26 protein-coding genes are annotated in these 26,133 nt (G+C 69.7%); 13 read left to right on the top strand and 13 right to left on the bottom strand.

Translation table 11 applies throughout. The annotated features are described in order from the left end of the window. From BSP109_RS08235 to BSP109_RS08255, 5 genes are all read left to right on the top strand, one after another. A complete protein-coding gene (locus tag BSP109_RS08235; RefSeq protein ID WP_101599996.1) occupies nucleotides 1-258 on the top strand; it encodes a hypothetical protein in 258 nt (85 codons plus the stop codon). A gap of 21 nt (nucleotides 259-279) precedes the next feature. Beyond that, complete coding sequence (locus BSP109_RS08240) at nucleotides 280-759, top strand: TadE family protein (RefSeq protein ID WP_256970213.1); 480 nt, start codon at nucleotides 280-282, stop codon at nucleotides 757-759. Then, nucleotides 756-1,208 (top strand): hypothetical protein, encoded by a 453-nt coding sequence (locus BSP109_RS08245; protein ID WP_101599997.1) that lies wholly within the window; start codon nucleotides 756-758, stop codon nucleotides 1,206-1,208. The genes BSP109_RS08240 and BSP109_RS08245 overlap by 4 nt, the downstream gene beginning before the upstream one ends. After that, nucleotides 1,208-1,648: a pilus assembly protein TadG-related protein gene (locus tag BSP109_RS08250; protein WP_087005073.1), complete on the top strand. Its 441-nt coding sequence runs from the start codon at nucleotides 1,208-1,210 to the stop codon at nucleotides 1,646-1,648. Before BSP109_RS08245 ends, BSP109_RS08250 begins: the two co-directional genes overlap by 1 nt. 156 nt (nucleotides 1,649-1,804) lie before the next feature. Further along, complete coding sequence (locus BSP109_RS08255) at nucleotides 1,805-5,779, top strand: FtsK/SpoIIIE domain-containing protein (protein ID WP_101599998.1); 3,975 nt, start codon at nucleotides 1,805-1,807, stop codon at nucleotides 5,777-5,779. A gap of 50 nt (nucleotides 5,780-5,829) precedes the next feature. Here BSP109_RS08255 and BSP109_RS08260 read toward each other — a convergent pair whose 3' ends face one another. Further along, complete coding sequence (locus tag BSP109_RS08260) at nucleotides 5,830-6,882, bottom strand: GNAT family N-acetyltransferase (RefSeq protein ID WP_146001106.1); 1,053 nt, start codon at nucleotides 6,880-6,882, stop codon at nucleotides 5,830-5,832. A 174-nt stretch (nucleotides 6,883-7,056) separates the two neighbouring features. Here BSP109_RS08260 and BSP109_RS08265 point away from each other — a divergent pair, with 174 nt between their 5' ends. After that, on the top strand, nucleotides 7,057-7,878 hold the full coding sequence (locus tag BSP109_RS08265) for a purine-nucleoside phosphorylase (protein WP_101599999.1): 822 nt from the start codon (nucleotides 7,057-7,059) through the stop codon (nucleotides 7,876-7,878). Between the two features lie 4 nt (nucleotides 7,879-7,882). Further along, entirely contained in the window at nucleotides 7,883-9,796 is a 1,914-nt protein-coding gene (locus BSP109_RS08270; RefSeq protein WP_101600000.1) for a phospho-sugar mutase, read from the top strand. 37 nt (nucleotides 9,797-9,833) lie between these two features. On the opposite strand, the gene BSP109_RS08275 is transcribed toward BSP109_RS08270, so the two are convergent. Then, a complete protein-coding gene (locus BSP109_RS08275) occupies nucleotides 9,834-10,292 on the bottom strand; it encodes a hypothetical protein (protein WP_101600001.1) in 459 nt (152 codons plus the stop codon). Further along, nucleotides 10,279-10,473, bottom strand: a complete 195-nt coding sequence (locus BSP109_RS08280) for a helix-turn-helix transcriptional regulator (protein ID WP_101600060.1) — start codon at nucleotides 10,471-10,473, stop codon at nucleotides 10,279-10,281. The genes BSP109_RS08275 and BSP109_RS08280 overlap by 14 nt, the downstream gene beginning before the upstream one ends. An 81-nt stretch (nucleotides 10,474-10,554) precedes the next feature. Between BSP109_RS08280 and BSP109_RS08285 the strand changes: the two genes are divergently transcribed. Then, the gene (locus BSP109_RS08285; protein WP_101600002.1) at nucleotides 10,555-11,061 is read left to right on the top strand and encodes a hypothetical protein; all 507 of its coding nucleotides are present in this window, start codon (nucleotides 10,555-10,557) and stop codon (nucleotides 11,059-11,061) included. Between the two features lie 14 nt (nucleotides 11,062-11,075). Here BSP109_RS08285 and deoC read toward each other — a convergent pair whose 3' ends face one another. From deoC to BSP109_RS08320, 7 genes are all read right to left on the bottom strand, one after another. Then, nucleotides 11,076-11,798: a deoxyribose-phosphate aldolase gene (gene deoC / locus BSP109_RS08290; protein ID WP_101600003.1), complete on the bottom strand. Its 723-nt coding sequence runs from the start codon at nucleotides 11,796-11,798 to the stop codon at nucleotides 11,076-11,078. 78 nt (nucleotides 11,799-11,876) lie between these two features. After that, the gene (locus tag BSP109_RS08295) at nucleotides 11,877-13,163 is read right to left on the bottom strand and encodes a thymidine phosphorylase (protein ID WP_101600004.1); all 1,287 of its coding nucleotides are present in this window, start codon (nucleotides 13,161-13,163) and stop codon (nucleotides 11,877-11,879) included. Between the two features lie 87 nt (nucleotides 13,164-13,250). Continuing rightward, nucleotides 13,251-13,682, bottom strand: a complete 432-nt coding sequence (locus tag BSP109_RS08300) for a cytidine deaminase (RefSeq protein WP_101600005.1) — start codon at nucleotides 13,680-13,682, stop codon at nucleotides 13,251-13,253. Beyond that, entirely contained in the window at nucleotides 13,669-14,967 is a 1,299-nt protein-coding gene (locus BSP109_RS08305; protein ID WP_101600006.1) for an ABC transporter permease, read from the bottom strand. Before BSP109_RS08305 ends, BSP109_RS08300 begins: the two co-directional genes overlap by 14 nt. Continuing rightward, nucleotides 14,964-16,193, bottom strand: coding sequence for an ABC transporter permease (locus BSP109_RS08310; RefSeq protein WP_101600007.1), 1,230 nt, complete (start codon nucleotides 16,191-16,193; stop codon nucleotides 14,964-14,966). The genes BSP109_RS08305 and BSP109_RS08310 overlap by 4 nt, the downstream gene beginning before the upstream one ends. After that, nucleotides 16,190-17,761 carry an ABC transporter ATP-binding protein gene (locus tag BSP109_RS08315; protein ID WP_101600008.1) on the bottom strand — a complete coding sequence of 524 codons (1,572 nt, stop codon included), beginning with the start codon at nucleotides 17,759-17,761 and terminating at the stop codon, nucleotides 16,190-16,192. Before BSP109_RS08315 ends, BSP109_RS08310 begins: the two co-directional genes overlap by 4 nt. A 143-nt stretch (nucleotides 17,762-17,904) precedes the next feature. Then, nucleotides 17,905-18,999 (bottom strand): BMP family protein, encoded by a 1,095-nt coding sequence (locus tag BSP109_RS08320; protein WP_257944606.1) that lies wholly within the window; start codon nucleotides 18,997-18,999, stop codon nucleotides 17,905-17,907. Nucleotides 19,000-19,195: 196 nt separating this feature from the next. Between BSP109_RS08320 and BSP109_RS08325 the strand changes: the two genes are divergently transcribed. Beyond that, nucleotides 19,196-19,813 (top strand): MarR family winged helix-turn-helix transcriptional regulator, encoded by a 618-nt coding sequence (locus tag BSP109_RS08325; protein ID WP_101600010.1) that lies wholly within the window; start codon nucleotides 19,196-19,198, stop codon nucleotides 19,811-19,813. 135 nt (nucleotides 19,814-19,948) lie between these two features. Next, a complete protein-coding gene (locus tag BSP109_RS08330) occupies nucleotides 19,949-20,569 on the top strand; it encodes a phosphoribosylanthranilate isomerase (protein ID WP_087005164.1) in 621 nt (206 codons plus the stop codon). Nucleotides 20,570-20,602: 33 nt separating this feature from the next. On the opposite strand, the gene BSP109_RS08335 is transcribed toward BSP109_RS08330, so the two are convergent. After that, complete coding sequence (locus BSP109_RS08335; protein ID WP_101600011.1) at nucleotides 20,603-22,504, bottom strand: ABC-F family ATP-binding cassette domain-containing protein; 1,902 nt, start codon at nucleotides 22,502-22,504, stop codon at nucleotides 20,603-20,605. A 144-nt stretch (nucleotides 22,505-22,648) separates the two neighbouring features. On the opposite strand from BSP109_RS08335, the gene BSP109_RS08340 reads away from it, so the two are divergent. The 3 genes from BSP109_RS08340 (at nucleotide 22,649) to BSP109_RS08350 (ending at nucleotide 24,176) form a co-directional block, all read left to right on the top strand. Then, on the top strand, nucleotides 22,649-23,410 hold the full coding sequence (locus BSP109_RS08340) for an HAD family hydrolase (RefSeq protein ID WP_101600012.1): 762 nt from the start codon (nucleotides 22,649-22,651) through the stop codon (nucleotides 23,408-23,410). A 63-nt stretch (nucleotides 23,411-23,473) separates the two neighbouring features. Further along, nucleotides 23,474-23,758 (top strand): type II toxin-antitoxin system Phd/YefM family antitoxin, encoded by a 285-nt coding sequence (locus BSP109_RS08345; protein WP_087005173.1) that lies wholly within the window; start codon nucleotides 23,474-23,476, stop codon nucleotides 23,756-23,758. Then, nucleotides 23,745-24,176, top strand: a complete 432-nt coding sequence (locus tag BSP109_RS08350) for a PIN domain-containing protein (protein WP_257944607.1) — start codon at nucleotides 23,745-23,747, stop codon at nucleotides 24,174-24,176. Before BSP109_RS08345 ends, BSP109_RS08350 begins: the two co-directional genes overlap by 14 nt. 19 nt (nucleotides 24,177-24,195) lie before the next feature. Here BSP109_RS08350 and BSP109_RS08355 read toward each other — a convergent pair whose 3' ends face one another. Beyond that, a complete protein-coding gene (locus tag BSP109_RS08355; RefSeq protein WP_087005176.1) occupies nucleotides 24,196-25,170 on the bottom strand; it encodes a 4-(cytidine 5'-diphospho)-2-C-methyl-D-erythritol kinase in 975 nt (324 codons plus the stop codon). After that, on the bottom strand, nucleotides 25,167-26,126 hold the full coding sequence (locus tag BSP109_RS08360; protein WP_101600013.1) for an rRNA adenine dimethyltransferase family protein: 960 nt from the start codon (nucleotides 26,124-26,126) through the stop codon (nucleotides 25,167-25,169). Before BSP109_RS08360 ends, BSP109_RS08355 begins: the two co-directional genes overlap by 4 nt. Nucleotides 26,127-26,133: the final 7 nt, after the last annotated feature.

The following is a 26,133-nucleotide window of genomic DNA, read 5'->3' on the forward strand; positions in this document are numbered from 1 at the left end:
ATGCTCGTCCGCACCCGCGCCCTCCTCATCACCGCCCTGCTCAGCGTGCTCGCGCTGGTCGGAGGCCTCGCCTCCCCGGCCTCACCATCCCGCCGCCGAGGCCGCCGCGACTCCCGGCCCGACCGCGGCGATGTGCCCGGCTGGGTCCTCATCACGGTCATGACGGCCGCGCTGGTCGTCGCGCTCTGGGCGCTCGCGGGCGAAGCGTTCACCTCGCTCTTCACCGACAGCATCAACAAGGTCCGGCAGGCGGGCTGAACCACGGCGGACGGAATCGCAGTGCCCCTCGCACCCCCTCGGCGCGCAGCGCCCCGCCGGGTCGTCGCACCCGCTCGCCCCGCGGACTCAGGCTCAGCAGTCGCAGAGTTCGTCATGGTCTCCGCGCTCCTCACCCTGGTCTTCGCCGCAGTGCTGCAGATCGGTCTGGCGATGCACGTGCGGAACACAGTCGTCGATTCGGCGATCGCCGGTGCACGGATCGCAGCGGCGGCCGACCGCACGACTGACGATGGCGCGAAGCACACCGCCCAGCTCATCTCGACAGCGCTCAGCTCGTCCTACGCCGAAGACGTCCATGTGACGACGTCGCCGGCCGGACCGCACACCCTCGTCACGGTGACGGTGCGGACTCCGGTGCCCGTCGCCGGACTCGTGGGTCCAGGCGACATGTGGGAGCTGCAGGGCCGTGCCCTGGTCGAGGATCCGGACCTGGACGATCGGGATCTGGACGGCCTGGACCTGGAGGGTCCGGACCTGTGAGCTCCCGCGGACCCCGATTCCAGCCCCGCGCCCGAGGCCGCGCTGACGAGGGAAGTGCCCTCATCGAGTTCGTCTTCGGCTCCGTCGTCCTCCTCATCCCCCTCCTCTACCTGCTCGTCGCCCTCGCGCAGGTGCAGGCGGGCGCGTACGCGGCGCAGTCGACGGCGATCGACGCCGCTCAGTCTGCGGCCCGCCACCCGACCGCCGCGCAGACGACTGCGCGCGACCTCGGGGCCCTGCACTTCGCGGACCACGGTCTCGAACAGGCGGACTGGCAGATCGACCTCAGCTGCTCGGGTACCTGCACCACCGCCGGAACGCGGGTCACCGCGACCGTCGTCGCACGGATCCCGATTCCCGGGATCCCCGCCGTGCTCGGTGAGACGAGGCTTCCCGCCCTCACCGTCCGCTCCAGCCACACCGACCTCGTCGCACCCGCGGAGGAATGATGAGACGCACCCCGGCACCCCGCCGTCGACGTGACGACGGGTCGATCACTCCGCTGGCGATCGGATTCGCGACGATCGCGCTGGCGCTCATCCTGCTCGCGGCGCTCATCACCGACATGTGGCTCGCGCAGCGGAAGCTGTTCGCCCTCGCGGACTCCGCGGCCCTCGCCTCTGCGGAATCCTTCGACGCCGCGCCCACCGACGAACCGGCGATCCTTCTCACCGACGAGGGAGTGACGGAGTCGGCCCGCCATTACCTGTCGGCCGTCGAGGTCCCTGCCGGCTACACGGACGTCTCCGTCTCCGGTCGCAGCCCCGACGGACTCAGCGCGGAGGTGACCCTCCGCACGGCGTATGTGCCCGCGCTCCTGTCCCCCTTCGCACCGTCATGGATCGAGCTCGAGGCGACCGCGACGGTCCGCGGCGCTCTTCGGCTGTGACGATCAGTCACCTCTGCCAGTCACCTCTGCTCGCGTCACAGGCCACCGACTCGGCACGCCGACCACCCGCACACGCACCTGTGGAACCCGCGGTCCTCGTCCACACGTGCACAATCGGCCTTCCCCGACAGCGCATTCCCACAGATCGTGGAGGTCGTGTACTCAGCGATCCTCCATTCCGTCTCCGGGACCCGGACGTCCAGTCATCGCATCGTCGCCCCCGGGTGGGCTCCCGCAGCCCGCGTGCTGAGTGCGGTCGGCGCAGTCCGTGCATTCGGAACCGACCGGGCCGCGCACGGGACCTCATCTGCCGCGGATCCGCTCCCGTGGGCGACCTGGGCCGGGGCCCACCCGGTCACCGTCGACTCCCCCGGGCTCACGCTCCTCACACCCGCGCAGCCCACTCCCGGGGGCCACGCACGGGTCATCGTCCGTTCCGGGCCGGAATCCGGATTCGCGATCGCAGTGCCGCGCGGCGAATGGACACTGGGACGCGGTGCCGGACTCGACGTCGACCTCGCGGACCCGTATCTCTCGCGACGCCCCCTCACCCTGGCGAACGGTCCAGCCGGCATCACCGTGGACGGAGCACTGCTCCGCTCTGCCACACTCGACGATGCGGCAGCGGACCCATCTCGCTGCGTCGTCGGATCCACGACCCTCACCCTCGCGAACAGCGGTGATCCGACTGCTGGTGGCCACAGCGGCGACCACAGGACCGATGCCTCCCCCGCACCCCTCGCGTGGCCGGAGCCGGAGGACGTCACGCCGGTCCGGTCCCCGTCCTGGCTCGTCTACGCCGCACCGATCGGGATCGGGATCATCCTCGCTCTGGTGATCGGCACGTGGTGGTTCCTCCTCCTCAGCCTCGCCGGACCTGCGACGGCTGCCGTCACGCTGCGCGTCGAACGCCGCCGATTCGCCCGCGAGACGATCGAGAGCCGACGGCGGCACGCCCAGGCTGTGACACGCACCCTCGCCGGCGTGGACGCGCAGTGCCGCACGTTCTCCCGCCGTCTGGAGGAGATCGCCTACGGCGGGACGAGTCGCAGAAGCGCTGCGCCGCAGCGGGAGGATCTGCTGGTGCTCGGCACGGGGCGGTGCCTCAGCACCGTGGGCGTGCGGCTCCCGCGCGATCAGGACGAGCGCGCTCACGCACAGCGCCGTCTACCGCCCCATCAGCTGGACGGCGACACAGCACTCCTCATCCTCGAGGACGAGCCGCTCCTCATACCCCGCAGTGCGCGCGTCCGCGTGACGGGTCCGCCCGAGCGAGCACACGCGATCGTGCGGTCCGTCGTCGCCGCACACCTCTCCGCGGGCGGAGGATGCGTCGCCGATGAAGCGTTCCCCGAATTCGCCGGGCTCGCCGATCCCGCGAACTCGTGCCGTGTCTCGCCGCCGCAGACCTCAGCCACGACGGATCCGACTGAGGTCTCCTATGTGGTCACCGGCCCCGATGCCCTCAACGCACCGCCACTCGAGATCCTCTGCGGAAGCCCAGCACGGCCCGACTCCCTCACCCGACCGGGATCAGACGGAGCCCACTCGGCGCAGGCACACCGCATCGGTTCCACCCCACTCGACACGACGAGTTCCTCCGTCGTCGGCTCGCCGCTCAGCGGACTCTTCGACGCTCATCGCATGCATCGCTCGACGCTCCTCCGACTCCTGGCCGCGAGGACTCTCGGATCGCACGTGCACTCTCAGGGCCCCCGCGTTCAACACGCTGACTCATCGAGCTTCGTGTCCGACGTCCTCGCGCACTGGGTCGCGACAGGTCAGCCCGACGCAGGTCCGCTGTCCGTTCCGCTGGGGCCTCCTGTTCCGATGCCGGAGGCACCGCGGGGCTCGATCCGTCCCGAACCCGGCCGCGGCAGCATCGGCGCCCCGAAGGATGTGGCCGCCACCCTCCGACCCGAGAACCCGCTCGCCGTGCTCGACCTGCGCACCTCCGGCCCCCACGCACTCGTCGCCGGCACCACCGGCAGCGGCAAATCGGTCCTCCTCGAGGCGTGGCTCGACGCACTCTGCCGCACCCACTCACCCGACGACCTCCGCCTCGTCCTGCTCGATTTCAAGGGCGGCGCAAGCCTCAGCGGATTCCTGCACCGCCCTCACACCGACTGCCTCGTCACCGACCTCGACGAACCCGCCGCTCTGCGCGCCGTCCGCAGTATCACCGCAGAGATCGGACGCCGCGAGCGGCATCTGGCCGGCACGGGATGCCGCGACATCGACGACCTGCTCGAACGTGCCCGGCACGACCCCGCCGTCCGCCGAATGCCGCGTCTGCTCGTCGTCATCGATGAGTTCCACGTGCTCACCTCGCTCAGTCCGCACATCGTCGCGAAGTTCGAGCACCTCACCGCGGTCGGCCGGTCACTGGGCGTCCACCTCGTGCTGGCGACGCAGCGCCCGTCCGGAGTCGTCTCCGCACGGATGCGGGCGAACATCTCGCTCCGCATCTGCCTGCGGGTGCGCGACGAGGCGGACTCGCACGAGGTCCTGGGCATGCCCGACGCCGCATGGCTCGACCCCCACAGCCCGGGGACCGCCCTCGTCTCCGACGACAGCGGTCTCCGCGCATTCCGCTCCGCGCTCCCCGGAGATCCGGAAGCCACTGCCACATCCGGGCCGCACGTGACGGTGACGTCTCTGGCAGGCGCCGCCGAGGTCGTCCTCCCGCTTCCGTTCCGGCGCCCTTCTCTGCCCGTCGTCGCGGATGGCCCTCCTGGACCGCGGCACGAAGTCATCGCACCCGTGCTGCCCGCTCACCTGCCGCTCGATCACGACTCGCGAACCGCCGCCACGACCGTCGGCCTCGTCGACCTGCCGGACGAGAATCGTGTGTCCGAGGTCAGCCTCTCAGCCGATTCCGGCTCCATCACGGTCTCCGGGGGCCGGGGCCGCGGCTGGTCGACCGCAGTCGAGGCCTGCGCTCGCGCATTCCACGCAGCCGGGCTGCCGGTCATCCACTTAGGACCGCATTCCGACCCACCGCACGTCGATGCTCACGGGATCCTCCGTCTGGGGCATGCGGAGGCGTGGGCGATCGATCACCTCATCGCCGCATGCGAACAGATGCGGCGCCCTGGCGTCTGGGCTGTCGACAACTGGGATGAGTTCGTCACCGCACATCAGACCTCGCCGCGCGTCGATCGTCTGGAACGGCTGCTCACCGGAAGCGCGGGCATGGCATTCGTCGTGTCGGGTCAGCGGCGCGCACTCGCCCAGCGACTCTCGCAGACCGCTCAGACACGGATCGTCTTCCCTCCCGCCTCCGAACAGGACGCCGTGTTCTTCGGACTGAGCGCCTCGCGCTTCTCCGGGGACTGGCCGCCCGGGCGAGCCGTCATCCTCGGCGAGGCAGCCCTCACGGACAGCCACGAGGGAGCCGACCTGCAGATCGTTGCGGCATCGCTGGGAACCGACCCGGCCGCGAGCGCTGCACCACCGCGTCCCCACCTGCTGTGGGCGAACGCCGCACCGGACGATTCGCCCGGCCCCAGCAGGCCCCAGTCACCCGGTGTCCGCGATGCGCCTGTCGAAAGCTCACCATCCGCACAGCACGCGGACCGGATTGGTGCGGATGTTGAGCACTCGACGACTAGTGTGCTCGGGTCACGACAGACCGCTCCCGAGGCCGCAGCGCGCCCCACTCCCGAGACCGCACTGCAGGCCTCCCCGGTCGGCCCCGTCGCGGTGGGCTGGGATCCCGCGGGAGCGCTGGTCACGTGGGATCCGGTGGGCGACGGACATGTGTTGACGGTGCTGCTCGCCGATGACCATGAATACACAGGACTCGACACCCTCGTCGAAGGCCTGCGCGGGCAGGAGGTCACCGTGGTACTCGACCGCGACGACCCGCATCAGCGCACCGCTGCCGACCACGCGTCATCCGCTCGCAGACCCGTCTGCCTGGTCGTGGCAGCAGGCACCGCGCTGCGCACGGCCGCTGCCCCGACGCTCTATCAGCAGCAGGGGCCCACACTGCTGCTGGGCCCCTGGTCGGAGGAGTCCCTGCGGTCAGCCGGGCACCGCGCGCTCTCCCCGATCCCTCGCCACGCCGATGCTCACTGGTGGGTCACAGGCGACACTGCGCTTCCGATCCGCACCCGATCGAGCTGACAGCCATGCCGACCACCCTGCACCGTCACCCCTGCGTGTCTCCCGTAGCCTCACCCCTGCGGGTCGCGCACCAGCGTCGTGTAGGCCGTCAGGATCCGCGCGCTGCCCGATGCCAGGAGCTCCTCGACCAGAGCGGACTCCGTCTCCATCGCATCCGTCACCTCGACCACGACAGGTGTGTCGACCGACAGGCGCGCCACGAGCGAGCGCAGGTCCTGCACGTTCCCGTCCACACTGCCGATCGTCAGCTCCGTCGCGTCCTCGCCACCGCCCACCGCGAAGACGTGGTCGTCGTCCTCCGGGACGACAGACGCTTCCGCCGCCTGCACGTCCGCGTCCTCCGCAGCCTTCTGCGCATACGACACCGCGAACGCCGTGACGGGTCGCTTGTTGATGTCTGTCCCCGACCCCTCAGTCCCGGCACCGTCCGCGCCCACGTCCGGGCGCCACAGCGCCGCTCCGTGCGCACCCGCAGCCTCGGACAGGAAGCGGGTATTCACCTGGCCGATGCTCATCGGTGCCGCGGGATCCGGCGCGTTGACGCGCTCGTACCAGCTCGCGAAGGCCTGCGTGAGAGCGACGGAACCGGTATCGATGACCTGCAGATCCTCCGCCCGCTCGAGCCCCGCAGCTCCCAGCGCACCCGCATCGATGAGGACGATCCGCGTCGTGAACAGGTCCGTGAAGCCCCGCGCATGCGCGAACGCACCCGCCTCGGGGTCTCCCGCTACGATCCGCGTCCGCAGGCCCAGACCGTCCACGGCGGTCCCAGCGGCCTCGGCGGCGGCAGCCTCGAGCAGAGCGGAGCCGACACCTCCGCGCCGCTCCTCCGGCGCCACCTCGACGTGCACCCAGGCGCGGCCGGGATGCGCCGGCGACGCCGCGATCGCAGCCGCGCCCACGACGACGGAGTCCACGACGGCGACGACGGTGCGGGTGAGAGGCGACTCCCCCGGTTCCCGCAGCAGGGCACGTGCCGCGAGCTGGGCGGGGCTGCCCGGATCCGGGAGGACCTGGGCGAGCGCCCGATCATCGCCGTCTCGCCACGGGCGGATCGCGACGGAGCCGGTCGTGCTGGGCTTCTCGGGTGTGCTGGGCGCCATGGTGGCCTCCTGAGCGGGGATGAGCTGTGAGCGGGATGGGCTGTGGGCGGGGATGGACTGGCCGGGACTGCGTCGATCCTACCGAGGCGCGCCGACCCCTCTCGACTCGTGCGCACCGGCCTCGCTGTGCTCTGGGCATGACCCAGTCGCCCGCGCCCGGTACCCTTCGGGAATATGAGCGCACATGACACCGACGCGGCGATGGTGACCGCACAGCAGGCCGCCCAGGTCCTCGCCGAGGCGGCGGGCATCGAACGCCACGACATCGCCCTGGTCCTGGGCTCCGGCTGGGGCGGCGCCGCCGACCTGCTGGGCGAGACCATCGCGGACACCGCAGCCGAGGACGTCCCCGGCTTCCACGCCCCCTCCGTCCCCGGCCACGGCGGCCGCCTGCGGACCATCCGCCTGGAGAACGGCACGCACGCGCTGGTGCTGGGTGCGCGTCGACACTTCTACGAGGGCCGCGATGCCGCCGCCACCGCCCACGGAGTGCGCGTCGCCGCGGCAGCCGGCTGCTCGACGCTCGTCCTCACCAACGGGTGCGGGGGCCTCAACCCGGAGTACTCGGCGGGTTCCGTCGTCCTCCTCGAGGACCACATCAACCTCACCGGCGCCACCCCGCTCACCGGCGCGAACTTCGTCGATCTCACCGACCTCTACTCTTCGCGCCTGCGCGACGTCGCGCGTGAGATCGACCCGAGCCTCCCGGAGGGCGTCTACGTCCAGTTCTCCGGACCCCAGTACGAGACCCCCGCAGAGGTGCGCATGGCGAAGACGCTGGGCGGCGACCTCGTGGGCATGTCGACGGCGCTCGAGGCGATCGCAGCCCGTGCCGCAGGACTGGAGATCATGGGCCTGTCGCTCGTGACGAACCTCGCGGCGGGCATCCAGGAGACCCCGCTCAGCCACGAGGAGGTCATCGAGGCGGGCCAGGAGGCCGGGCCGCGGATCTCGCAGCTGCTCGCCCGCATCGTCACGAAGATCTCGGAGGGCTGAGGGAGTGCGCGTCGCCAGCGGCTTCACGTCCGGTTTCGATGCGGACATCGTCCGCGCCTGGATCGCCGATGATCCGGACCCCGTCACCCGCGCGGAGCTGAGCGAGCTGCTCGAGGCCGCGACGGCCGAGGCCGGACCCGCCTCCGCCGAGGCGCTCGCGGACCTCTCTGACAGGTTCTCCGGACCGCTGGAGTTCGGCACGGCCGGTCTGCGCGGTGAGATCGCCGCGGGCCCCCACCGGATGAATCGAGCCGTCGTGATCCGTGCGGCGGCGGGGCTCTCCGCGTTCCTCGCCGAGCACACGCAGGGCGGCGACGCAGGCTCCGGTGCTGACGCGGCCTCCGGTGCTGCAGACTCGAAGCCGTTCACCGTCGTCATCGGCTGCGACGCCCGCTACGGGTCCGCCGACTTCGCGCGTGACACCGCCTCCGTCGTCACCGCTGCGGGCGGCCGCGCCCTGCTGCTGCCGGCGAAGCTGCCCACGCCCGTCCTCGCGTTCGCCGTCCAGCATCTCGACGCCGATGCCGGGGTCATGGTCACCGCTTCTCACAACCCTCCCCGCGACAACGGCTACAAGGTCTACCTGGGCACCCGCCCGCTCACCGCTCTGGACGGACCGGAGCCGGCCGCCCACGGCACCGGCGCACAGATCGTGCCACCGGCCGATGAGCTCATCGCCGACCGCATCGCCGCCGTCGAGGCCGTCGCCTCCGTCCCGCGCGCGGGCTCCGGCTGGGAGTCGCTGGGGTCGGAGGTCGTCACCGCCTACCTCGAGTCGCTCGCACGCCTCGCAGCCGTCGCAGACCCGCGCGGTGCGCTGCGCATCGTCACGACGGCGCTGCACGGTGTCGGCGCGACGACGCTCGCCCGCGGCCTGGAGAAGGCCGGATTCGCCGACGTCCTCCCCGTGGAGTCCCAGCGGGACCCCGATCCGGACTTCCCGACCGTCGCGTTCCCCAACCCGGAGGAGGACGGCGCCCTCGATGAGGCGACCGCCCTGGCGGACGACGTGACCGCGGACCTCATCCTGGCGAACGACCCGGATGCGGACCGCCTGTCCGCCGCCGTCCCCTCCCCCGACGGTTCGGGCTGGTACCAGCTGTCCGGCGACGAGGTCGGCCTCCTCCTGGGCGAGGCCGTCGCCCTCCGACTCGCCGAGGCCGAGGCGCCGTCGGACGAAACTGCCGTGGACTCGGCCGAGGAGTCACCCGTGGACTCAGACCAGGACCAGCGTCCGGTCTTCGCGAGCTCCGTCGTGTCCTCGCGCGCACTCGCTGCACTGGCGGAACGGCACGGGATCGCGCACACACCGACGCTCACCGGCTTCAAATGGATCTCCCGCGTCCCGGGCATCGTCTACGGATACGAGGAGGCCCTGGGCTACTGCGTGGATCCGGACACGGTCCGCGACAAGGACGGGATCAGCGCCGCACTGCTGTTCGCCGCCTACGCGTCACGTCTGCGCGCCGCCGGCCGGACGATCCCGGACGAACTCGCCCGCATCCGCGCGACCGACGGCGTCTTCCGCACCCAGCCGCTCACGTTCCGTCTTGAGGACACCGCCCTCATCGCCGAGGCCATGGCGGCGCTGCGTGCGAACCCTCCGACGGAGCTGGGCGGGTCACCTGTCACCGAGGTCGTCGATATGACTCTGGGATACGGCGATCTCGCGCCCACGAACGGGATCGTCGTGCTCACACAGACGGGCGACCGGACGATCGTGAGGCCGTCGGGGACGGAGCCCAAGCTCAAGTGCTATCTCGAAGCGGTCGAGGACGTCGAGCACGTGGATCCGGAGCTCGCCGCGAAGGACCCGGCACGGGCGGATCCCCATGCACTCGTGGGTCCGGCCTGGGACGCCGCAGGCGGTCGCCTCACGGTGATGGCCGCAGACCTGCGCGCCTTCTTCCGGCTCTGAAACTCAGGTTGCGCAGGCACTCACGCACGCCGAGCCCTCAGCTGCGCCGGGCCACGACCCAGATGCTGAGGGCCCACAGGAGATTGATCGCCATCGCCTGGAGCGCGAGGTAGACCACGAGTACTCCCTCGGAGCGAAAGAACAGCAGCGCTGCCACGAATGCGACCATGCTGCCGGTCGCCGCGACATACGCGACGAAGGCGGACGCGGTCCTGAGGATGGCCCGGTCGCGCTCGTCGCTGGGCTCGAACACGCTCATCCGCCACAGGTCGGACCCCGAGCGTCCACGGCGGGTGAACACGGCGAACGCGTACTGGCACACAGCGGCGACGAGGAAGACCGCCCCTGTCAGCCATGTGTCGTAGAGGAAGAAGAGCACGCTGGCTGTGAGGAACAGCAGTGTGAAGACGGCGTTGATCGGTGACACGCGGAATCGCTCCAGCGTTCGACGGCGTCCGCCCGGTCGCTCATGCGCTGATCGATCATTCGTCGACATCGAAGACCTCCTCCACCGTCTCCCCGAAGTAGCGCGCCAGATGCACCGCCAGCTTGAGCGAGGGGTCGTAGCGCCCCTTCTCCAGAGAGTTGATCGTCTGCCGCGACACTCCGACCTCAGTGGCGAGCGCCTGCTGCGAGAGGCCCCGCTCCGCCCTCAGCTCGCGGATCCGACTGTCCATGTGGAAAGCATACTTGACACACGATCGCATGGTAAAGCACGCTTGACACGAAAAATCCGCTTTCCACCCCTGGGAGACCCCGTGGACCAGCTCGTCGACTTCACCTCATCACTGCCCGCAGCGCTGCAATGGCTCGGAGTCATGCTCATCGGTGCGATCCCGTTCGTCGAGTCGTACCTGGGATCCGCGATCGGCGTGCTGGTCGGGGTCCCCGCACCCATCGCGATCCTCGCGGCGATCGTCGGCAACGCCGTGTGCATGTTCGTCCTCGTCGTGCTGGCGGACGCGGGACGGCGGAAGGCCGTCGCCGTCCGCGCGGCGAGGGGCGAGCCGGCCGAAGCCGACCCCGAGCGCGCGGAGACGCGGTCCCGCAAGAAGGAGAAGGTCAAGCGGGCCTTCGATCGGTTCGGCGTCCCCGGTGTGAGCCTGCTGGGGCAGTGGGTCCTGCCGAGCCAGATCACGTCCGCGATGATGGTGGGCTTCGGTGCCAGCAGGAACGCGGTCATCGCCTGGCAGATCGTCGGGATCACCCTCTGGGGCGTCGGCTTCGGCGTACTCGCCGCGCTCGGGGTGAACCTGCTCCGGTGACCCTGCGCGGGGGTTCAGCCCGCCAGCTGGTCGAGGATGACCTTCGAACCGGAGAGACCCAGGCGGGACGCACCTGCTTCGAGCATCCGCTGCGCCGCTTCGAGCGTGCGGATCCCGCCGGAGGCCTTGACACCCAGCCGGTCCCCGACCGTTTCGCGCATGAGGGCGACGGCGTGGGCGCTCGCTCCGCCCGACGGGTGGAAGCCCGTCGATGTCTTCACGTAGTGCGCACCCGCGGCCTCGGACCTGCGGCAGGCCTCGACGACCTCGTCGTCCGTGAGCGCAGCGGACTCGAGGATGACCTTGACGATCGCGGCACCCTTCGCCGCGGCCTCGGGACCGTCCGCCTCGGGCAGCCCCAGTTCGCGTGCGGCTGCGGCTACTGCACCCACGACCCCTCGGACGTCCGCCTCGAACAGGTCCCACGCACCGTCCTTGACGAGGCCCAGGTTCACGACCATGTCGATCTCCCGGGCACCGTCGGCCACGGCGCGCCCGGCTTCGGCGGCCTTGACGTCGCTCTGCACGGCACCGGAGGGGAACCCGCACACCGTGGCGACGACGAGTTCGCCCGTGTCCGCGAGCGGCAGCGCGGACGGTGACACGCACACGGCGAGCACTCCCAGCTCCCGGGCATCGGCGACGAGGCCCGCGAAGTCCGCGGAGGAGGACTCCGGCTTGAGCAGGGTGTGGTCGATGCGGGCGGCGAGCTCCGCTGCGGTGGCGGCGTGGGTCATCGTGTCTCCTCGGGAGCGCTTCAGTGTGCGACGTGGGGGATGGAACGGGGATTCGTGCGAGTCATCATCGCACGCGGATCAGCTCACACGATCGAGGATCACGGAGCTGCGACTCTGCGCCGCGTTCCCGTCGACGACCGTCGCGCCGTCGAGCACGTCGACAGCGCGCTCGAATCGCTCCGGGTCGTCCGTGTGGAGGGTGAAGAGGGGTTCCCCCTCGACGATCGCCTCGCCCACGGTCTTGTGGATCTCGATGCCCGCGCCCGCCTGGATCGTGTCGCCCTTGTAGGCACGGCCCGCGCCCAGTCGCCAGGAGGCGTAGCCCACGCGCAGTGCGTCCATCTCCGTGATGACGCCGGACTTCGTCGCCCGCACGTACTGGCGCTCCCGTGCGGTCGGCAGAGGCGCGTCGGGGTCGCCGCCCTGCGCGGAGATCATCCGCTTCCACATGTCCAGCGCGCGCCCGTCGTGGAGCGCGGCGGCGACGTCGGGCTCGCCCTGCCCTGCGCGGGACACCATCTCCCGTGCGAGCTCAACGGTCAGCTCCACGACATCGGTGGGCCCGCCGCCGGCGAGCACCTCGAGCGATTCGCGCACCTCCAGGGCATTGCCGACGGTGCGGCCCAGGGGCGCGGACATGTCGGTGATGAGCGCGGACGTGCGCACACCCGCAGCGGTGCCGAGCTCCACCATCGTGCGCGCGAGTTCCTGCGCGTCGGGGAACCGCTTCATGAACGCACCGGATCCCACCTTGACGTCGAGCACCAGCGTCCCGGTGCCCTCCGCGATCTTCTTCGCCATGATCGACGAGGCGATGAGCGGGATCGAATCGACGGTGGCCGTGATGTCGCGCAGCGCGTAGAGCTTCTTGTCCGCCCGAGCCAGTTCGGTGCCCGCCGCGCAGATGACCGCGCCCGGTTCTTCGAGCTGCGCGTGGATCTCCTCGTTCGTGAGGTCCGCCCGCCAGCCGGGGATCGATTCCAGCTTGTCGAGGGTGCCGCCCGTGTGTCCGAGTCCGCGTCCCGACAGCTGCGGGACGGCGACCCCGAAGACCGCGACGAGCGGTGCGAGCGGCAGCGTGATCTTGTCACCCACCCCGCCGGTGGAGTGCTTGTCCGCGGTGGGCTTCGACAGCGTCCCGAAGTCCATGCGCTCGCCGGAGGCGATCATCGCGCGGGTCCACTGCCGTGTCTCCCGGGGGCCCATCCCGCGGATCCGGATCGCCATCGCTAGAGCCGCCATCTGCTCGTCGCCCACGCCTCCTCGCGTGTAGGCGTCCAGCACCCAATCGATCTGCTCGGGGCTCAGAGTGCCCCCGTCGCGCTTGATCCTGATGATGTCCACTGCATCGAAACGCTCGACCATGACTGTCCTTCCGTCGAAGCTGTGCCCGTCAGCCTAGGCCTTCGGCAGTCGTCCCACCAGGATGCGGGAGCAGTTGTGATCGGGTGGTTATCGCAGGTGGTCAGGGCCGAACGCATCTGGCAGGACCACGGACATGGGCTGGACCCCTCCCGGCATGGCGAGCAGGAGGCCCGGTCCTCCGAATTCGTAGAGCAGCTGCCTGCACCGTCCGCACGGCACGAGCCGCTCTCCCCGGCCGTCCACGCAGGCGAAGGCGAGCAGCCTGCCGCCGCCGGTGCGCGCGAGCTCGGACACGAGACCGCACTCCGCGCACAGCCCCAGACCGTACGACGCGTTCTCCACGTTGCATCCGGTGACCACACGTCCGTCGTCCACGAGTGCCGCCGCCCCCACCGGGTAGCGCGAGTACGGCACGTACGCGTGGGCCATGGCAGCCCTCGCCAGCAGCCGCAGGTCGTCCCACGTCACGTCGTGGCCGGGCGCTGCGGCCTCACTGCTCGGCACCTCACTGCTTGGCATAGGCCCTGCCGTTCGCGGCCGGTGCGCGCACGCGGCCGACGAAGCCTGCGACCGCGAAGATCGTCACGATGTACGGGAGCATGAGCAGCAGATCACTGGGGACCGGCGTGCCCATCGTCGAGAGTGTGTTGCCGAGATTCCGCGCGAAGCCGAAGAGGAGCGCGGCGAAGACCGCCCCCAGCGGATTCCACTTGCCGAGGATCATCGCGGCCAGTGCGATGAAGCCCTGCCCTGCGGACATCTCCTTGCCGAAGGCGAGACCGGAGCCCACGGTGAAGAAGGCGCCGCCCAGTCCGGCGATGCCGCCGGCGATGAGCACGTTGATGACGCGGTTGCGGTTGACGGGGATGCCGACCGTGTCGGCGGCCTTGGGGTGCTCACCGATCGCGCGTGTGCGCAGGCCCCACTTCGAGTGGAAGAGCGCCACATAGAGCACCGCGACGACGACGTACATCAGGTAGACCAGGATCGACTGGCGGAACAGGACCGGCCCCAGGACGGGAAGGTCGGCCAGCAGCGGGATCGGGATGACCGGCAGCTGCTGGCGGGCGTTCCACATCTCCGGGTTCTGCGTGAGCACCGTGGAGAAGAGGAAGTTCGTGAGCCCGACGACGAGCACGTTCAGCACGACGCCGATGATGATCTGGTCGACCCAGTAGCGGATCGCGAAGAATGACAGGACGACGGCGACGAGAGCACCGGCGAAGGGGGCTGCGATGAGTCCCGCGTAGGGGTTCTTCACGGCCGACGCGACGACGGCGGCGAGGAACGCGCCTGCCAGCAGCTGTCCCTCGATGGCGATGTTGATGACACCGGAGCGCTCGCCGACGAGACCGCACATCGCACCGAAGATGAGCGGCACGGACAGCGCGAGGGCGCCGGCCAGCAGCGGTGTGACCGGGATGCGTCCGGTGTCCGCACCCGCCCACGTCAGGAAGGCGAAGAGGAAGAGGACGCCGAAGAGGACCGGGAACCACATCCCGATCTTCTCCCGCTTCGTCGCGAGCCACGTGGCGACCGCAGCCATGGCGACGAGCACGATGCCGACGGCGACGGAGGTCGCCATCGACGACACGGTGAGCGGGCGGATCCCGAACAGGTCGGTGCTCGCGGAGACGGAGAAGGTCGTGCTCTTGCCCGCCGCGCCGCCGAAGAAGCCGAAGAGCAGCAGGGTGAGGAGCGCGAGCGCTCCGTAGACGATGGGGAACTTCCAGTCGATGCGCGCACGCAGTGCGGGCTGACCGCCCGGCTTCGACAGGATGTGGGTTTCGGTCGAGGTGCTCATCGGGCTCCCTTCCCAACCGGTGCTGGCAGTCTGAAGATCGCGCGGACCAGGGGCGGCGCCGCGATGAGGAGGACGATGACGGACTGGACGACGAGGATGATGTCGATCGGCGTGCCCGTCTGCGCCTGCATGGTGTACCCGCCGGCCTTGAACGCGCCGAACAGCAGGCCGGCGAGGAACGTGCCGACCGGCCGGGACCTGCCCAGCAGGGCGACGGTGATCGCGTCGAAGCCCAGTGAGCCGCCGATGCCCATCGTGAGCTTCTGCTCCGTGCCCAGCACCTGCGCCGCACCCGCGAGGCCCGCCAGAGCGCCCGCGATCATCATGGCGACGAGGGTGACACGTCCCACGGAGATGCCTGCTGTGCGCGCTGCGTTCGGGTTCTCGCCCACGGCGCGGAACTCGAAGCCCAGAGTCGATCGCTCGAGCAGCCACCACACGAACACGGTGGCGACGACGGCGACGAGGAAGCCTGCGTTCAGCCGGAACGGGTCCGGCAGCAGCGGGAAGAGCGCCGCTGATTCGTCGACGACGCGCGACTGCGGGTTCGCGGAACCGGTCTGGCGGAACCACTCCTGCTTGAGCAGGTACGCGATGAGGTAGCCGGCGATCGAGTTGAGCATGATCGTGACGATCACCTCGTTGGCGCCCGTACGCGCCTTGAGCGCACCGGCGATGCCGCCCCAGATCGCACCGCCGACGATGCCCGCGACGATCGCGATGAGCATGTGGAGGCCCAGCGGCAGGGTGAGCCAGTAGCCGATGAAGCCGGCGAAGATCGCGCCCAGGATGACCTGTCCCTGACCACCGATGTTGAAGAGCCCGGAGCGGAAGCCCAGTGCGATGCCCAGTCCGGCGAGGATGAGCGGGGTCGAGGCGACGAGTGACTCCGTGAAGGGACGCACCGCGCGCACGAACGACTGGGCCTCCCAGTCGAAGACCGCACCGCGGAACAGTGCGAGGTAGGCCTCGCTCACCGTCCGCCACACGCTCACGAGGAGGTCGGTGGGCCGGGAGAAGAAGTACCCCAGCGTCGACTGCACGTCCGGGTCCGCCGCGGCGATGAGCACGGCCCCGGCGAGCAGACCCACGAAGATCGACAGCACGGAGACCATCCAGGATCCCGAGAGGATGTCCCTCAGCAGGGTCGGCCTGGGGGCCTCGGGCGCGGCTGCTTCTTCCGGAGCAGCGGGCACCGGCTGCCCGGTCGCAGTCTTCTCGCTCATGCCGGGTCCTCCTCGGAAGCTGAGATCTCCGTCGCGGCGGAGCCGTCCTCGACGCGGGCCAGCGCTTCGTCCTCCGGCACCCCCGCCATCATGAGGCCCAGGACATCGCGCGGCGTGCCGGCCGGAACGATGCCGACGACCCGCCCGCGGTACATCACGGCGATGCGGTCGGCGATGTTGAACACCTCGTCGAGCTCCGTGGAGACGATGACGCAGGGTGTGCCGGAGTCGCGCTCGGCGATGATGCGCTTGTGGACGAACTCGATCGAGCCGACGTCCAGGCCGCGGGTGGGCTGGCTGGCGATGAGCAGACGCAGCGGACGGCCCAGTTCGCGGGACAGCACGACCTTCTGCTGGTTGCCCCCGGACAGTGTGGAGATGGGATCGTCGATCGAGGTGAGGCGGATGTCGAACTCGCCGACCTTCTTCTCCCCCTCCGACCGCACGACGGCCGGCTGCATCGACATGCCCGTGGCGTACGGGGCCTGGTCGTAGAGGTCGAGGATCATGTTCTCGCTGATCGTGAACGTGCCGATGACCCCGTCGGTCGACCGGTCCTCCGGCACGAAGCCGATCCCCTTGCGCAGGCGCTCCTTCACAGACAGGCCCGCGAGGTCGTCCCCGTCCAGGGAGATCGTGCCGCTGCGCGGTTCGACGAGGCCCACGATCGCCTCCGCCAGCTCGGACTGGCCGTTGCCGTCCACACCCGCGATCGCGAGGATCTCGCCCCGTCGCACGTCGAGGCTCACATCGGAGACGACGACGGACTCCGACTTGTCCACGACGGTGAGCCCGCGCACGGAGAACGTGGCCTCGCCCGGGTCCGCGTCCGTCTTGTCCGTCGTGAGGTGGACGTCGCGGCCCACCATGAGCCCCGCCAGCTCCGATTCGCTGGATTCGGGCGAGGCCTCGCCCACCACCTTGCCGCGGCGGATGACGGTGATCCCGTCTGCGATGGCGCGGACCTCGCGCAGCTTGTGCGTGATGAAGACGATCGACGTGCCGCCCGCCTTGAGCTGGCGCATGATCTCGATCAGCTCGTCCGTCTCCTGCGGTGTGAGCACGGCGGTGGGCTCGTCGAGGATGAGGATCTTCGCGTCTCGGGACAGTGCCTTGATGATCTCGACGCGCTGCTGCGCACCCACCGGCAGGTCCTCGATGACCGCGTCGGGGTCGATGTGGAAGCCGAAGCGCGCGGAGATCTCCGTGACCTTCCGCCGGGCTTCGCCGAGGTCCAGGAGTGCGCCGCTCTTGGTGGGCTCATAGCCCAGGGCCACCGATTCCGCGACGGTGAAGACGGGGACCAGCATGAAGTGCTGGTGGACCATGCCGATGCCGGCGGCCACCGCGTCGCCGGGACCGCTGAATGTCATCGGGCGGTCGTCGATGAGGATCTCTCCCTCCTCCGGCGCGTAGAGGCCGTAGAGGGTGTTCATGAGAGTGGACTTGCCCGCTCCGTTCTCCCCCAGCAGCGCATGGATCTCACCTGGTTCGACGACGAGGTCGATCGAGTCGTTGGCGGTGAACGAGCCGAATCGCTTGGTGATTCCTCTGAGTTCGAGCTTCACGTGCGGATTCTCCTGGAGTGGGAACACGGGGCGGAGGATGGTGACGGGCCCCGGCAGTCGTCGTCACCCGCGGCCACAGCCTAACCGAAGGCCGGGGCGGGTGACGGCGCACCGCCGGGACCCGTTGAAGGCCCCTGGTGGGGTCAGGGCGAGCTGGGGCTCTCGACCGTCAGCTCACCGGAGATGATCTGCTCGCGCAGCTCCTGGACCTTCGAATCGAGCTCCTCCGGGACCTCGCCCTCGAAGTCGTGGTAGGGAGCCAGGCCGACGCCCTCGTTCTCCAGCGTGCCGACGTACGGCTCTGCGGAGAAGTTCCCGTTCACGTCCTCCGCGATCGTGTCCTTGACCGCGTTGGAGATCTCCTTCATGACCGAGGTGAGGATGATGTCGCCGTAGTCGGTCGACTCATAGCCGTCCGAGTCCACCCAGATGATCTTGGTGCCCTCTTCGTCCTGCGCGGCCGATGCCGCACCGAGGCCGACGGGGCCCGCGACCGGCATGATGATGTCCGCGTCCTGGGACATGAACTGCTCCGTGAGCGCCTGGCCCTGGCTCTGGTTGTCGAAGTCGCCGGAGAAAGAGCCCTCCTGCGATTCCTTGTCCCAGCCGAGCAGCGAGACGTCTTCGTCGTTGTCCGCGTTGTACTCGTCGACGCCGTCGGCGAAGCCGTCCATGAAGATCGTCACCGACGGGATCTGGATGCCGCCGAACGTGGCGACCGTACCGGTCTCCGACATGCCCGCCGCGAGGTAGCCGGCGAGGAACGAGGCCTCCGCCGTGTTGAAGATGATCGGCTTGCCGTTCTCCAGCTCGGTCGTGTTGCCGTCCGCATCGGAGAACGTCGAGTCGATGAGGCCGAAGTGCATGTCCGGGTTGGCCTCTGCGGCCTGCTGGATCGAGTCCTCGAGGAGGAAGCCGACGCCCATCGTCATGTTGCATCCCTGGCCGACCATGCTGTCGACGTTGGGCGAGAAGTCCGAGTCGCTCTGCGATTCCGCACGAGCCTCTTCGATCCCCAGTTCCTCGACTGCCATCTCGAGGCCCTCCGCAGCGGACTGGTTGAAGGACTTGTCGTCCCACCCGCCCGCGTCGGAGACGATGCAGCCCAGGTAGTCGGTGCCGTCGCCGCCTTCGCCGCCGCCGCTGCCCGACTCCTCCGGTGCTTCACCGCACGCGCTCAGCGCGAGTACGCCCGCCGCCATCAGCGCCGTGGCCGATGCAAGATGCTTTCGCTTCACTGGTTTCTCACTCTCCATGAGTCCGAGGACGGCCTCATATATACACACCCGCGCGCGCGTGCGGCATCCGCCGACGACATCGGTGGTGGGCCGTCATTCCAAGGCATCATCTTCCACGGATTCGGACTGAATTCACCGGATTCTCGCACTCGCTCCCCCAATCGAAACACAATCGTTGTGAACTAGACTCGGGCCCATGCTTCCTGAACACCTCCGGACTCAACTGTTCCCCGAGCAGACGGCCGCGAACGCCCCCTCACCCCGCCTGTCCATCGTGGAGCTCATCCACGCGAATCAGGTGCAGACGATGGTCTCCAGGACCGCCGCGGCGCAGTTCGCGCACACGCACGGCCTCAATCTGATCGACTTCCACGTCGTCCAGTCCGTGATCGCGCTGGGCGACGACCAGGAGACGGCGACGCCGGGCTACATCGCCCGCGGGCTGTCGCTGTCCGCGTCGACCCTCACCTCGATCCTCGAGCGCCTCGTCCGCGCCGGCTACCTCATCCGCGAACGCGACTCCGCTGACCGCCGCCGCATCTCGATCTACCACACGGACAAGTCCGCGCAGCTCATGGCGGACTTCTACCGTCAGCTCGCCGCTCAGTACGAGGCCGCGTTCGAGCCCGCCGATGACTCCGAGGTCCAGACCCACACCGCTTTCGTCTGCGAGCTCGGGGCCGCGAACCAGCGCGTCGTCGACGAGTTCGAGAAGTCGGGAGAGAACCTGCGCAGCGCCACTCAGGGCCGCGCGGCACTGGCCGATCCGCAGGCCTCCGCAGAGCAGCTGGCCCACGACCAGGCCGCCAGCTGACCCACTGACCTACTGACCGCTGCCACTGCCACTGCCACTGCCGCAGGGCACCCCCACATCGACGCCGAGGCGCCGGGCACCTTCACCACGAAGGTCCCGGCGCCTTCTGCTTCTCCCCACCGATAGGATCGCCCCGTGTACGTGAAGATCTGTGGTCTGAGAACTGTGGGCGACGTCGACGCCGTGCGTGACGCGGGGGCCGATGCCATGGGCGTCGTGCTGAGCAGCACCAGCGTGCGAGCGGTGTCGGTCGAGCACGCGCGGAGCCTCGTCGCGCACGCGGAGGCCGTGGGACCGTCGGCGAAGCCGCTCACGACCGTCGCGGTCGTGCACGATCTGGGCATCGACGAGGCGATCGCGGCGGCAGAGGCGATCGGCGTCGACGTCCTGCAGCTCCACGGCTACTCACACAGCGACACCCGCCGCGCCGTCGAGGTCGACGGACTGGAGATCTGGCGCGCGACGTCCGCGGATCGCGGACCCACCGCCGTGGGCGCGTACGGCGAGGACGCGCTGCTCCTGGATTCGAGCACCCCGGGCTCCGGCACGACATGGGACCTCGGGATGCTCGCCGAACGGCCCCACGGTCGCTGGCTGCTGGCCGGCGGACTCAGCCCGGACACCGTTGCAGGCGCCATCGCGACCGCGCGTCCCTGGGGCGTCGACGTCTCCAGCGGCGTCGAAGCGCACCGGGGCACGAAGGACCACGCGCTGATCCGCCGCTTCGTCGAGGCCGCGAAGCAGACTGCTTCTTGACAGGGGCAGGCGAGCTGAGCCTCAGTCCAGGCCTCAGTCCAGCTCGTCCGTGAGCTCCAGCCAGCGCTCCTCGAGGTCGGCGAGCTCCGCCTCGTACCCCTGCTGCTCCTGCGTGAGCGACGCAAGGCCCGAGAAATCGCTCTGATCGTGGGCCGCCATCCGTGCGTGCACGTCATCGACGCCGCGCTGCAGCTTCCCCATCTTCCGCTCCAGGGCGGACAATTCCTTCTGCGCGGCACGACGCTGCGCGTTGGACATCCCGGAGCCCGCGCCCGAGGTCCCGGTCCCCGCCGCGCTCTGGCCCGCCGACCCTGCTGACCCCGCCGACCCTGCCGAACCGGCAGCCGGAGCCCCCGAGCGGGAGCCGGACAGGGCCTCGGTCGCGGATCCGCCTGCCGCGGCGCCACCGGCGGCCCGCGTCGCGGCCTCAGCCGCGTCCTGCGCCGCGGACAGCCTGAGGTACTCGTCGATCCCGCCTGGCAGGTGCCGGACCCCGGCCCCGCGGACGGCGAACTGATCGTCGGTCACGCGCTCCATGAAGTAGCGGTCGTGCGAGATGACCAGCAGTGTGCCGGCCCAGGTGTCGAGGAGGTCCTCCATCGCAGCGAGCATGTCCGTGTCCATGTCGTTCGTGGGCTCATCGAGGATGAGGACGTTCGGCTCGTCCAGCAAGGTCAGCAGGAACTGCAGGCGACGCCGCTGGCCGCCGGACAGGTCCTTCACCCGGTTGGCGAGCACATCGCCCAGTCCCAGCTTCTCCGCGAGCTGGCCGGGTGTCAGATCGCCGCCCGCCGTCTTGTACTCGGTCTTCTTCCGACCCAGGAGTTCGCGAACGAACTCGCCCATGAGCGGCTCGAGGTCCCGCAGCTGCTGGTCGAGGACCGCGACGGAGACCGTCTTCCCCTTCTTCACCCGGCCCCGTGTGGGATCGACATCGCCCGTGAGCAGGCCCGCCAGCGTCGACTTGCCGGCGCCGTTGCGACCGAGGATCCCGATGCGGTCTCCGGGTCCGACGATCCAGTCGATGCCGTCGAGGACCGTCTTCCCGGGATAGTCCACACCCACATCGGTGAGTTCGAAGACGTCCTTGCCCAGTCGCGAGGTCGCCATGCCGACGAGCTCGACCGAGTTGCGCACCGGCGGGACGTCCGCGATGAGCGCATTGGCCGCATCGATGCGGAACTTGGGCTTCGAGGTGCGGGCGGGCGCTCCGCGGCGCAGCCACGCGAGCTCCTTGCGCATGAGGTTCTGCCTCTTCGCCTCCGCCTGGTCTGCGAGGCGGCGGCGCTCGAGCCGCTGGAGGACGTACGCGGCGTACCCGCCCTCGTACTGGTCGACGGTGCCGTCGTGGACCTCCCAGGTCTGGGTCGTGACTTCGTCGAGGAACCACCGATCGTGCGTGACGACCAGGACGGCCCCCTGGCCCGCTGACCAGCGGTTCCTGAGGTGCCGTGCGAGCCACGCGATGCCCTCGACGTCCAGGTGGTTCGTCGGCTCATCGAGGAACAGCACGTCGTGGTCACCCGCGAGCAGGGCGGCGAGCGCGACGCGGCGTCGCTGCCCGCCGGAGAGTCCGTCGACGGGGGCCTCGAGGTCGAGGTCGCCCAGGAGTCCCGACATGACGTCGCGGATACGGGGGACGGCCGCCCATTCGTGGTCGGCGGCGTCGCCGACCACCGCCTCGCGGATCGATGCGCCGGGCGCGAAGTCGTCCGCCTGATGCAGGTACCCGGTCGTCACGTCGCGGCGGCGGGTCACGCGGCCGGAATCGGGTTCGCGCAGGCCCGCGAGGATCGTCACGAGCGTGGACTTGCCGTCACCGTTGCGACCGACGATGCCGATCCGATCGCCCGCGTCCACACCGATCGTCAGCTCGTCGAGGATCGTCCGGTTGGGATAGCTGAGGCTGATCGTCTCTGCGCCGAGCAGGTGCACAGGGGTCCTTTCGCAGGTGGTGTGGAGCGGCCTCCAGCCTACTCGTCCGCAGGCGACGGGACGCGTCATAGGCTGTGAGCGGCGTCAGTACAGCAGCCCACGGTCAGCACGACGGAACAGCCCACAACGACGAAGGAGTCGCCCATGCCCCGCGATCTCACTGCTCTCGACCTCAGCGCTCTCGACCTCACAGCGTTCGGGGCCCTGAGCTTCGACTGCTACGGCACCCTCATCGATTGGGAGGCCGGCATCGCCGCCGTCATCGGTCCGTGGGCACGGCGCCACGACCCTGCGCTCACGGATGAGGAAGTGCTCGTCGCGTATGCGGAGAATGAGGCGGCGGTTCTGCGCGAGACACCGACGATCCTCTACCCCGATGCCCTGCGCGAGGCCTTCCGTCGGACAGGCGGCTCGCTCGGTTTCCCCGTCGCGGATGCGGATGCCGAGGCGCTGGGCACCTCCGTGCCCGGCTGGCCGGCCTTCGACGATTCGGTCGAGGCGCTGACGATCCTGCAGCGGCACTACCGGCTGATCATCCTGTCGAACGTGGACCGGGCCGGGTTCGCTGCCTCGAACCGACGGCTCGTCGTCGACTTCGACGAGATCCTGACTGCGGAGGACATCGGCTCATACAAACCGGACCCGGCGAACTTCGCCGCGCTGGCGGATCGCGCCGCGGACCTCGGGCTGACAGGCCGTCTGCTGCACGTCGCCCAGTCGCTGTTCCACGACCATGTGCCCGCGAAGGCGATCGGACTGCCGGGCGTCTGGATCAACCGCCGCCACGATCGTCCCGGCTGGGGTGCGACGCCCGATCCCCGCATGAGCATCACTCCGGACGCCGAGTACCCCTCACTCCTCGCCTTCGCGCACGCCGTCGAGGACGCGTTCGCGGCCCAGGGGTGATGCACCGCTGCGCACGATTTTCCAGTCCTGTTCGATCTAGCATGGATGTACTAGAATCACTCCATGAAGACGATCACGATGACCGAGTTCAACCAGAGGGTCTCCGCGGTCGCACGAGAAGCGATCGAGCAGGGTGAAGTCGTGCGCATCACGAACCGCGGCCGGGTCGTCCTGCGACTCGTCCCGGAACCGGACTCCGCCGACAGCCCGATCGAAGCACTCTTCGCGGCAGGGCTCGCCGCCCCACCCCGTCGCGAGCATCCGCGGATCGAGCATCGCGCACCCGTGTCCGTGTCCCGCAGCGTCGACGAGCTGATCGAGGAGACCAACAGCGATGCCGGCCTCTGACGAGATGCCAGCCTCTGACGAGCCGACTCCGTACTATCTGGACTCGTCAGTCGCGCTGAGGATCGTGCTCGGGCACAGCACGTCCGCCATCGACTGGTTCAATGACATGCGCGATCAGGGTGCACGCATGGTCTCGTCGCGGCTCCTGGAACTGGAGATGACGCGAGTCCTCCGCCGCGAATCCCTGCCGATCACATGGGCAGAGGAGTTCATCGACCGGCTTCTGCTTCTGCGTCTCGACGATGCGCTGCTCGTCGAGGCCGCGGCGATCCGTCCTCACATCAAGACGCTCGACGCACTGCACCTCGCCTCAGCCCGACGCATCGGTGCAGGGCACGTCACTGTCGCCACGCATGATGCGAACATGTCGCGCGTGGCCGAACAGCTGGGGTTCGCTGTCGTTGATCCGGTCGAATGACGCCGAGGCGCCACGCACCTCACTCCACGATGTGGGCGCCGCGAGCGGGTCCGGTCGTCCGCACGACCTCCCGCACACCGCGCGATGCCTCCAGCAGCACGGCCAGTTCGAGCGCGTGCGTCGCGTTCTGCGCGAGGAAGCCGACCGTCGGGCCCGAACCGGACAGCAGCACGGCGTGCGCACCCGCTCGCCGACCCTCGTCCATGACGTGCGCGATGTCCGGCAGCAGGGAGACGGCTGCATCCGTCATGTCGTTGTGGACATGCGCGGCAAGAGCCTCCACATCACCGGAGGCGAGCGCCGCGAGGACCTCAGTGGGCTCTGCCAGTCGTGCAGCGGAGCCGTCCGTGTCAGTGGAACCATCTGTGTCAGTGGAGCCGGAGCCGCCTGTCGCCTCCTGTTCGCGCAGCTCGTCCACCCGCCGGTAGACGTCCGGGGTCGACAGCTTCCCCGTCGATGTCGCGAGCACCCAGTGGTGCGTGCCCTGGGACAGGACCCGGGTCAGGTCGTCTCCGCGGCCTCGGCCCAGGGCGACTCCGCCGTGCAGCGCGAAGGGGACGTCGGCTCCGAGCGTGGCGGCGATCTCCTCGAGCACCGCGCGGTCGTCGAAGCCCGCCAGCTTCGCGACGGCGACGAGCGCTGCGGCGGCATCCGCGGATCCGCCGCCCATCCCGCCGGCGACCGGCACCTGCTTGTCGATCGTGATCGCGACGTTTCCGCCCCATCCCGTCCGCTCACGGAAGGCGATGACCGCGGCGAGGGCCAGGTTCCTCTCATCGAGGGGGATGCCCTCGCTGGCCCGACGACCCGTGACCGCGACGGAGTCCTCCTGGGCCAGCTCGATCGTGACGGTCTCCGGAGTGCTCAGAGCCTCGAAGACCGTGACAAGTGCGTGGTAGCCGTCCGGGCCCGGATCCCCCACCCCCAGGTGGAGGTTGATCTTCCCGTACGCGCGCGCCGTGACGGAGGGGTGGAGTCTGCGTGGGGCACTCATACCGCGGCCTCGGCGATCGCTGCGAAGTCGTCGACGGTGAGCGTCTCGCCGCGCGCGCGGTGATCGATGCCCGCGCGGGTGAGTGCGGCCTCGGCGGCGGCGGCGGAGCCCGCCCACCCGGACAGAGCGGAGCGCAGGGTCTTGCGACGCTGGGCGAAGGCCGCGTCGACGACGGCGAAGACCGCGTCCCGGTCGCCGGTCCGCGGCGTGTCACGGCGCGTGATGCGCACGAGCCCGGAGCCCACGTTCGGGGCCGGCCAGAACACGTTCTTCCCGACGTCCGCCGCGCGCTCGACCGTGCCGTACCACTGCGCCTTGACGCTGGGGACGCCGTACGTGCGGGATCCGGGAGGGGCGGCCAGCCGATCGGCGACCTCGGCCTGGACCATGACGAGCACCTGCCTGATGGTCGGGAAGGTCGCGAGGAAGTGGAGGAGGACGGGGACCGCGACGTTGTACGGGAGGTTCGCGACGAGCGCGGTGGGCTCCCCCAGGTGGTCTGGCAGTTCGGTGACGCGCATCGCGTCGGCCTGCACGAGCGCGAAGGGCCCAGCGGATCCGGACCCAGGGTTCTCTGTAGTCTCTGAGGCGTCTGTGGTCTCTGCGGTCTCTGTGGTCTCTGAGCCCACAGGGTCATCCGAACCATCCGAGCGGCCGGCCGCCTCGAAGACGTCCGAGGCGAACCGGTGGACGGTCTCCGGCAGGCGGGAGGCGAGCAGTTCGTCGATCTCCACGGCGACGACCCGATGACCCGCATCCAGCAGCCCCAGGGTGAGCGAGCCCAGTCCGGGGCCGATCTCCACCACCGTCTGCGGTCCGTCGAGCTGCGCGGCGCCGACGATCATCCGCACGGTGTTCGGGTCGATGACGAAGTTCTGTCCCCGCTGCTTCGTGGGCCTCAGACCCAGCCCGTCGGCGAGGACGCGGACGTCGCGGGCGCTGAGGAGAGTCGTCATGTGTTTC

It is taken from the genome of Brevibacterium sp. Mu109 (assembly GCF_900169375.1).
GTDB classification, from domain to species: domain Bacteria; phylum Actinomycetota; class Actinomycetes; order Actinomycetales; family Brevibacteriaceae; genus Brevibacterium; species Brevibacterium yomogidense_A.

What these genes read in the sequence shown, in the direction of transcription:
- BSP109_RS08235 (WP_101599996.1), top strand. Translation starts at nt 1, where the DNA reads ATGCTCGTCCGCACCCGCGCCCTCCTCATCACCGCCCTGCTCAGCGTG.
- BSP109_RS08250 (WP_087005073.1), top strand. Translation starts at nt 1,208, where the DNA reads ATGAGACGCACCCCGGCACCCCGCCGTCGACGTGACGACGGGTCGATC.
- BSP109_RS08260 (WP_146001106.1), bottom strand. Translation starts at nt 6,882, where the DNA reads ATGGCGCCCAGCACACCCGAGAAGCCCAGCACGACCGGCTCCGTCGCG.
- BSP109_RS08265 (WP_101599999.1), top strand. Translation starts at nt 7,057, where the DNA reads ATGAGCGCACATGACACCGACGCGGCGATGGTGACCGCACAGCAGGCC.
- BSP109_RS08275 (WP_101600001.1), bottom strand. Translation starts at nt 10,292, where the DNA reads ATGTCGACGAATGATCGATCAGCGCATGAGCGACCGGGCGGACGCCGT.
- BSP109_RS08280 (WP_101600060.1), bottom strand. Translation starts at nt 10,473, where the DNA reads ATGGACAGTCGGATCCGCGAGCTGAGGGCGGAGCGGGGCCTCTCGCAG.
- deoC (WP_101600003.1), bottom strand. Translation starts at nt 11,798, where the DNA reads ATGACCCACGCCGCCACCGCAGCGGAGCTCGCCGCCCGCATCGACCAC.
- BSP109_RS08295 (WP_101600004.1), bottom strand. Translation starts at nt 13,163, where the DNA reads ATGGTCGAGCGTTTCGATGCAGTGGACATCATCAGGATCAAGCGCGAC.
- BSP109_RS08300 (WP_101600005.1), bottom strand. Translation starts at nt 13,682, where the DNA reads ATGCCAAGCAGTGAGGTGCCGAGCAGTGAGGCCGCAGCGCCCGGCCAC.
- BSP109_RS08305 (WP_101600006.1), bottom strand. Translation starts at nt 14,967, where the DNA reads ATGAGCACCTCGACCGAAACCCACATCCTGTCGAAGCCGGGCGGTCAG.
- BSP109_RS08310 (WP_101600007.1), bottom strand. Translation starts at nt 16,193, where the DNA reads ATGAGCGAGAAGACTGCGACCGGGCAGCCGGTGCCCGCTGCTCCGGAA.
- BSP109_RS08325 (WP_101600010.1), top strand. Translation starts at nt 19,196, where the DNA reads ATGCTTCCTGAACACCTCCGGACTCAACTGTTCCCCGAGCAGACGGCC.
- BSP109_RS08340 (WP_101600012.1), top strand. Translation starts at nt 22,649, where the DNA reads ATGCCCCGCGATCTCACTGCTCTCGACCTCAGCGCTCTCGACCTCACA.
- BSP109_RS08345 (WP_087005173.1), top strand. Translation starts at nt 23,474, where the DNA reads ATGAAGACGATCACGATGACCGAGTTCAACCAGAGGGTCTCCGCGGTC.
- BSP109_RS08350 (WP_257944607.1), top strand. Translation starts at nt 23,745, where the DNA reads ATGCCGGCCTCTGACGAGATGCCAGCCTCTGACGAGCCGACTCCGTAC.
- BSP109_RS08355 (WP_087005176.1), bottom strand. Translation starts at nt 25,170, where the DNA reads ATGAGTGCCCCACGCAGACTCCACCCCTCCGTCACGGCGCGCGCGTAC.
- BSP109_RS08360 (WP_101600013.1), bottom strand. Translation starts at nt 26,126, where the DNA reads ATGACGACTCTCCTCAGCGCCCGCGACGTCCGCGTCCTCGCCGACGGG.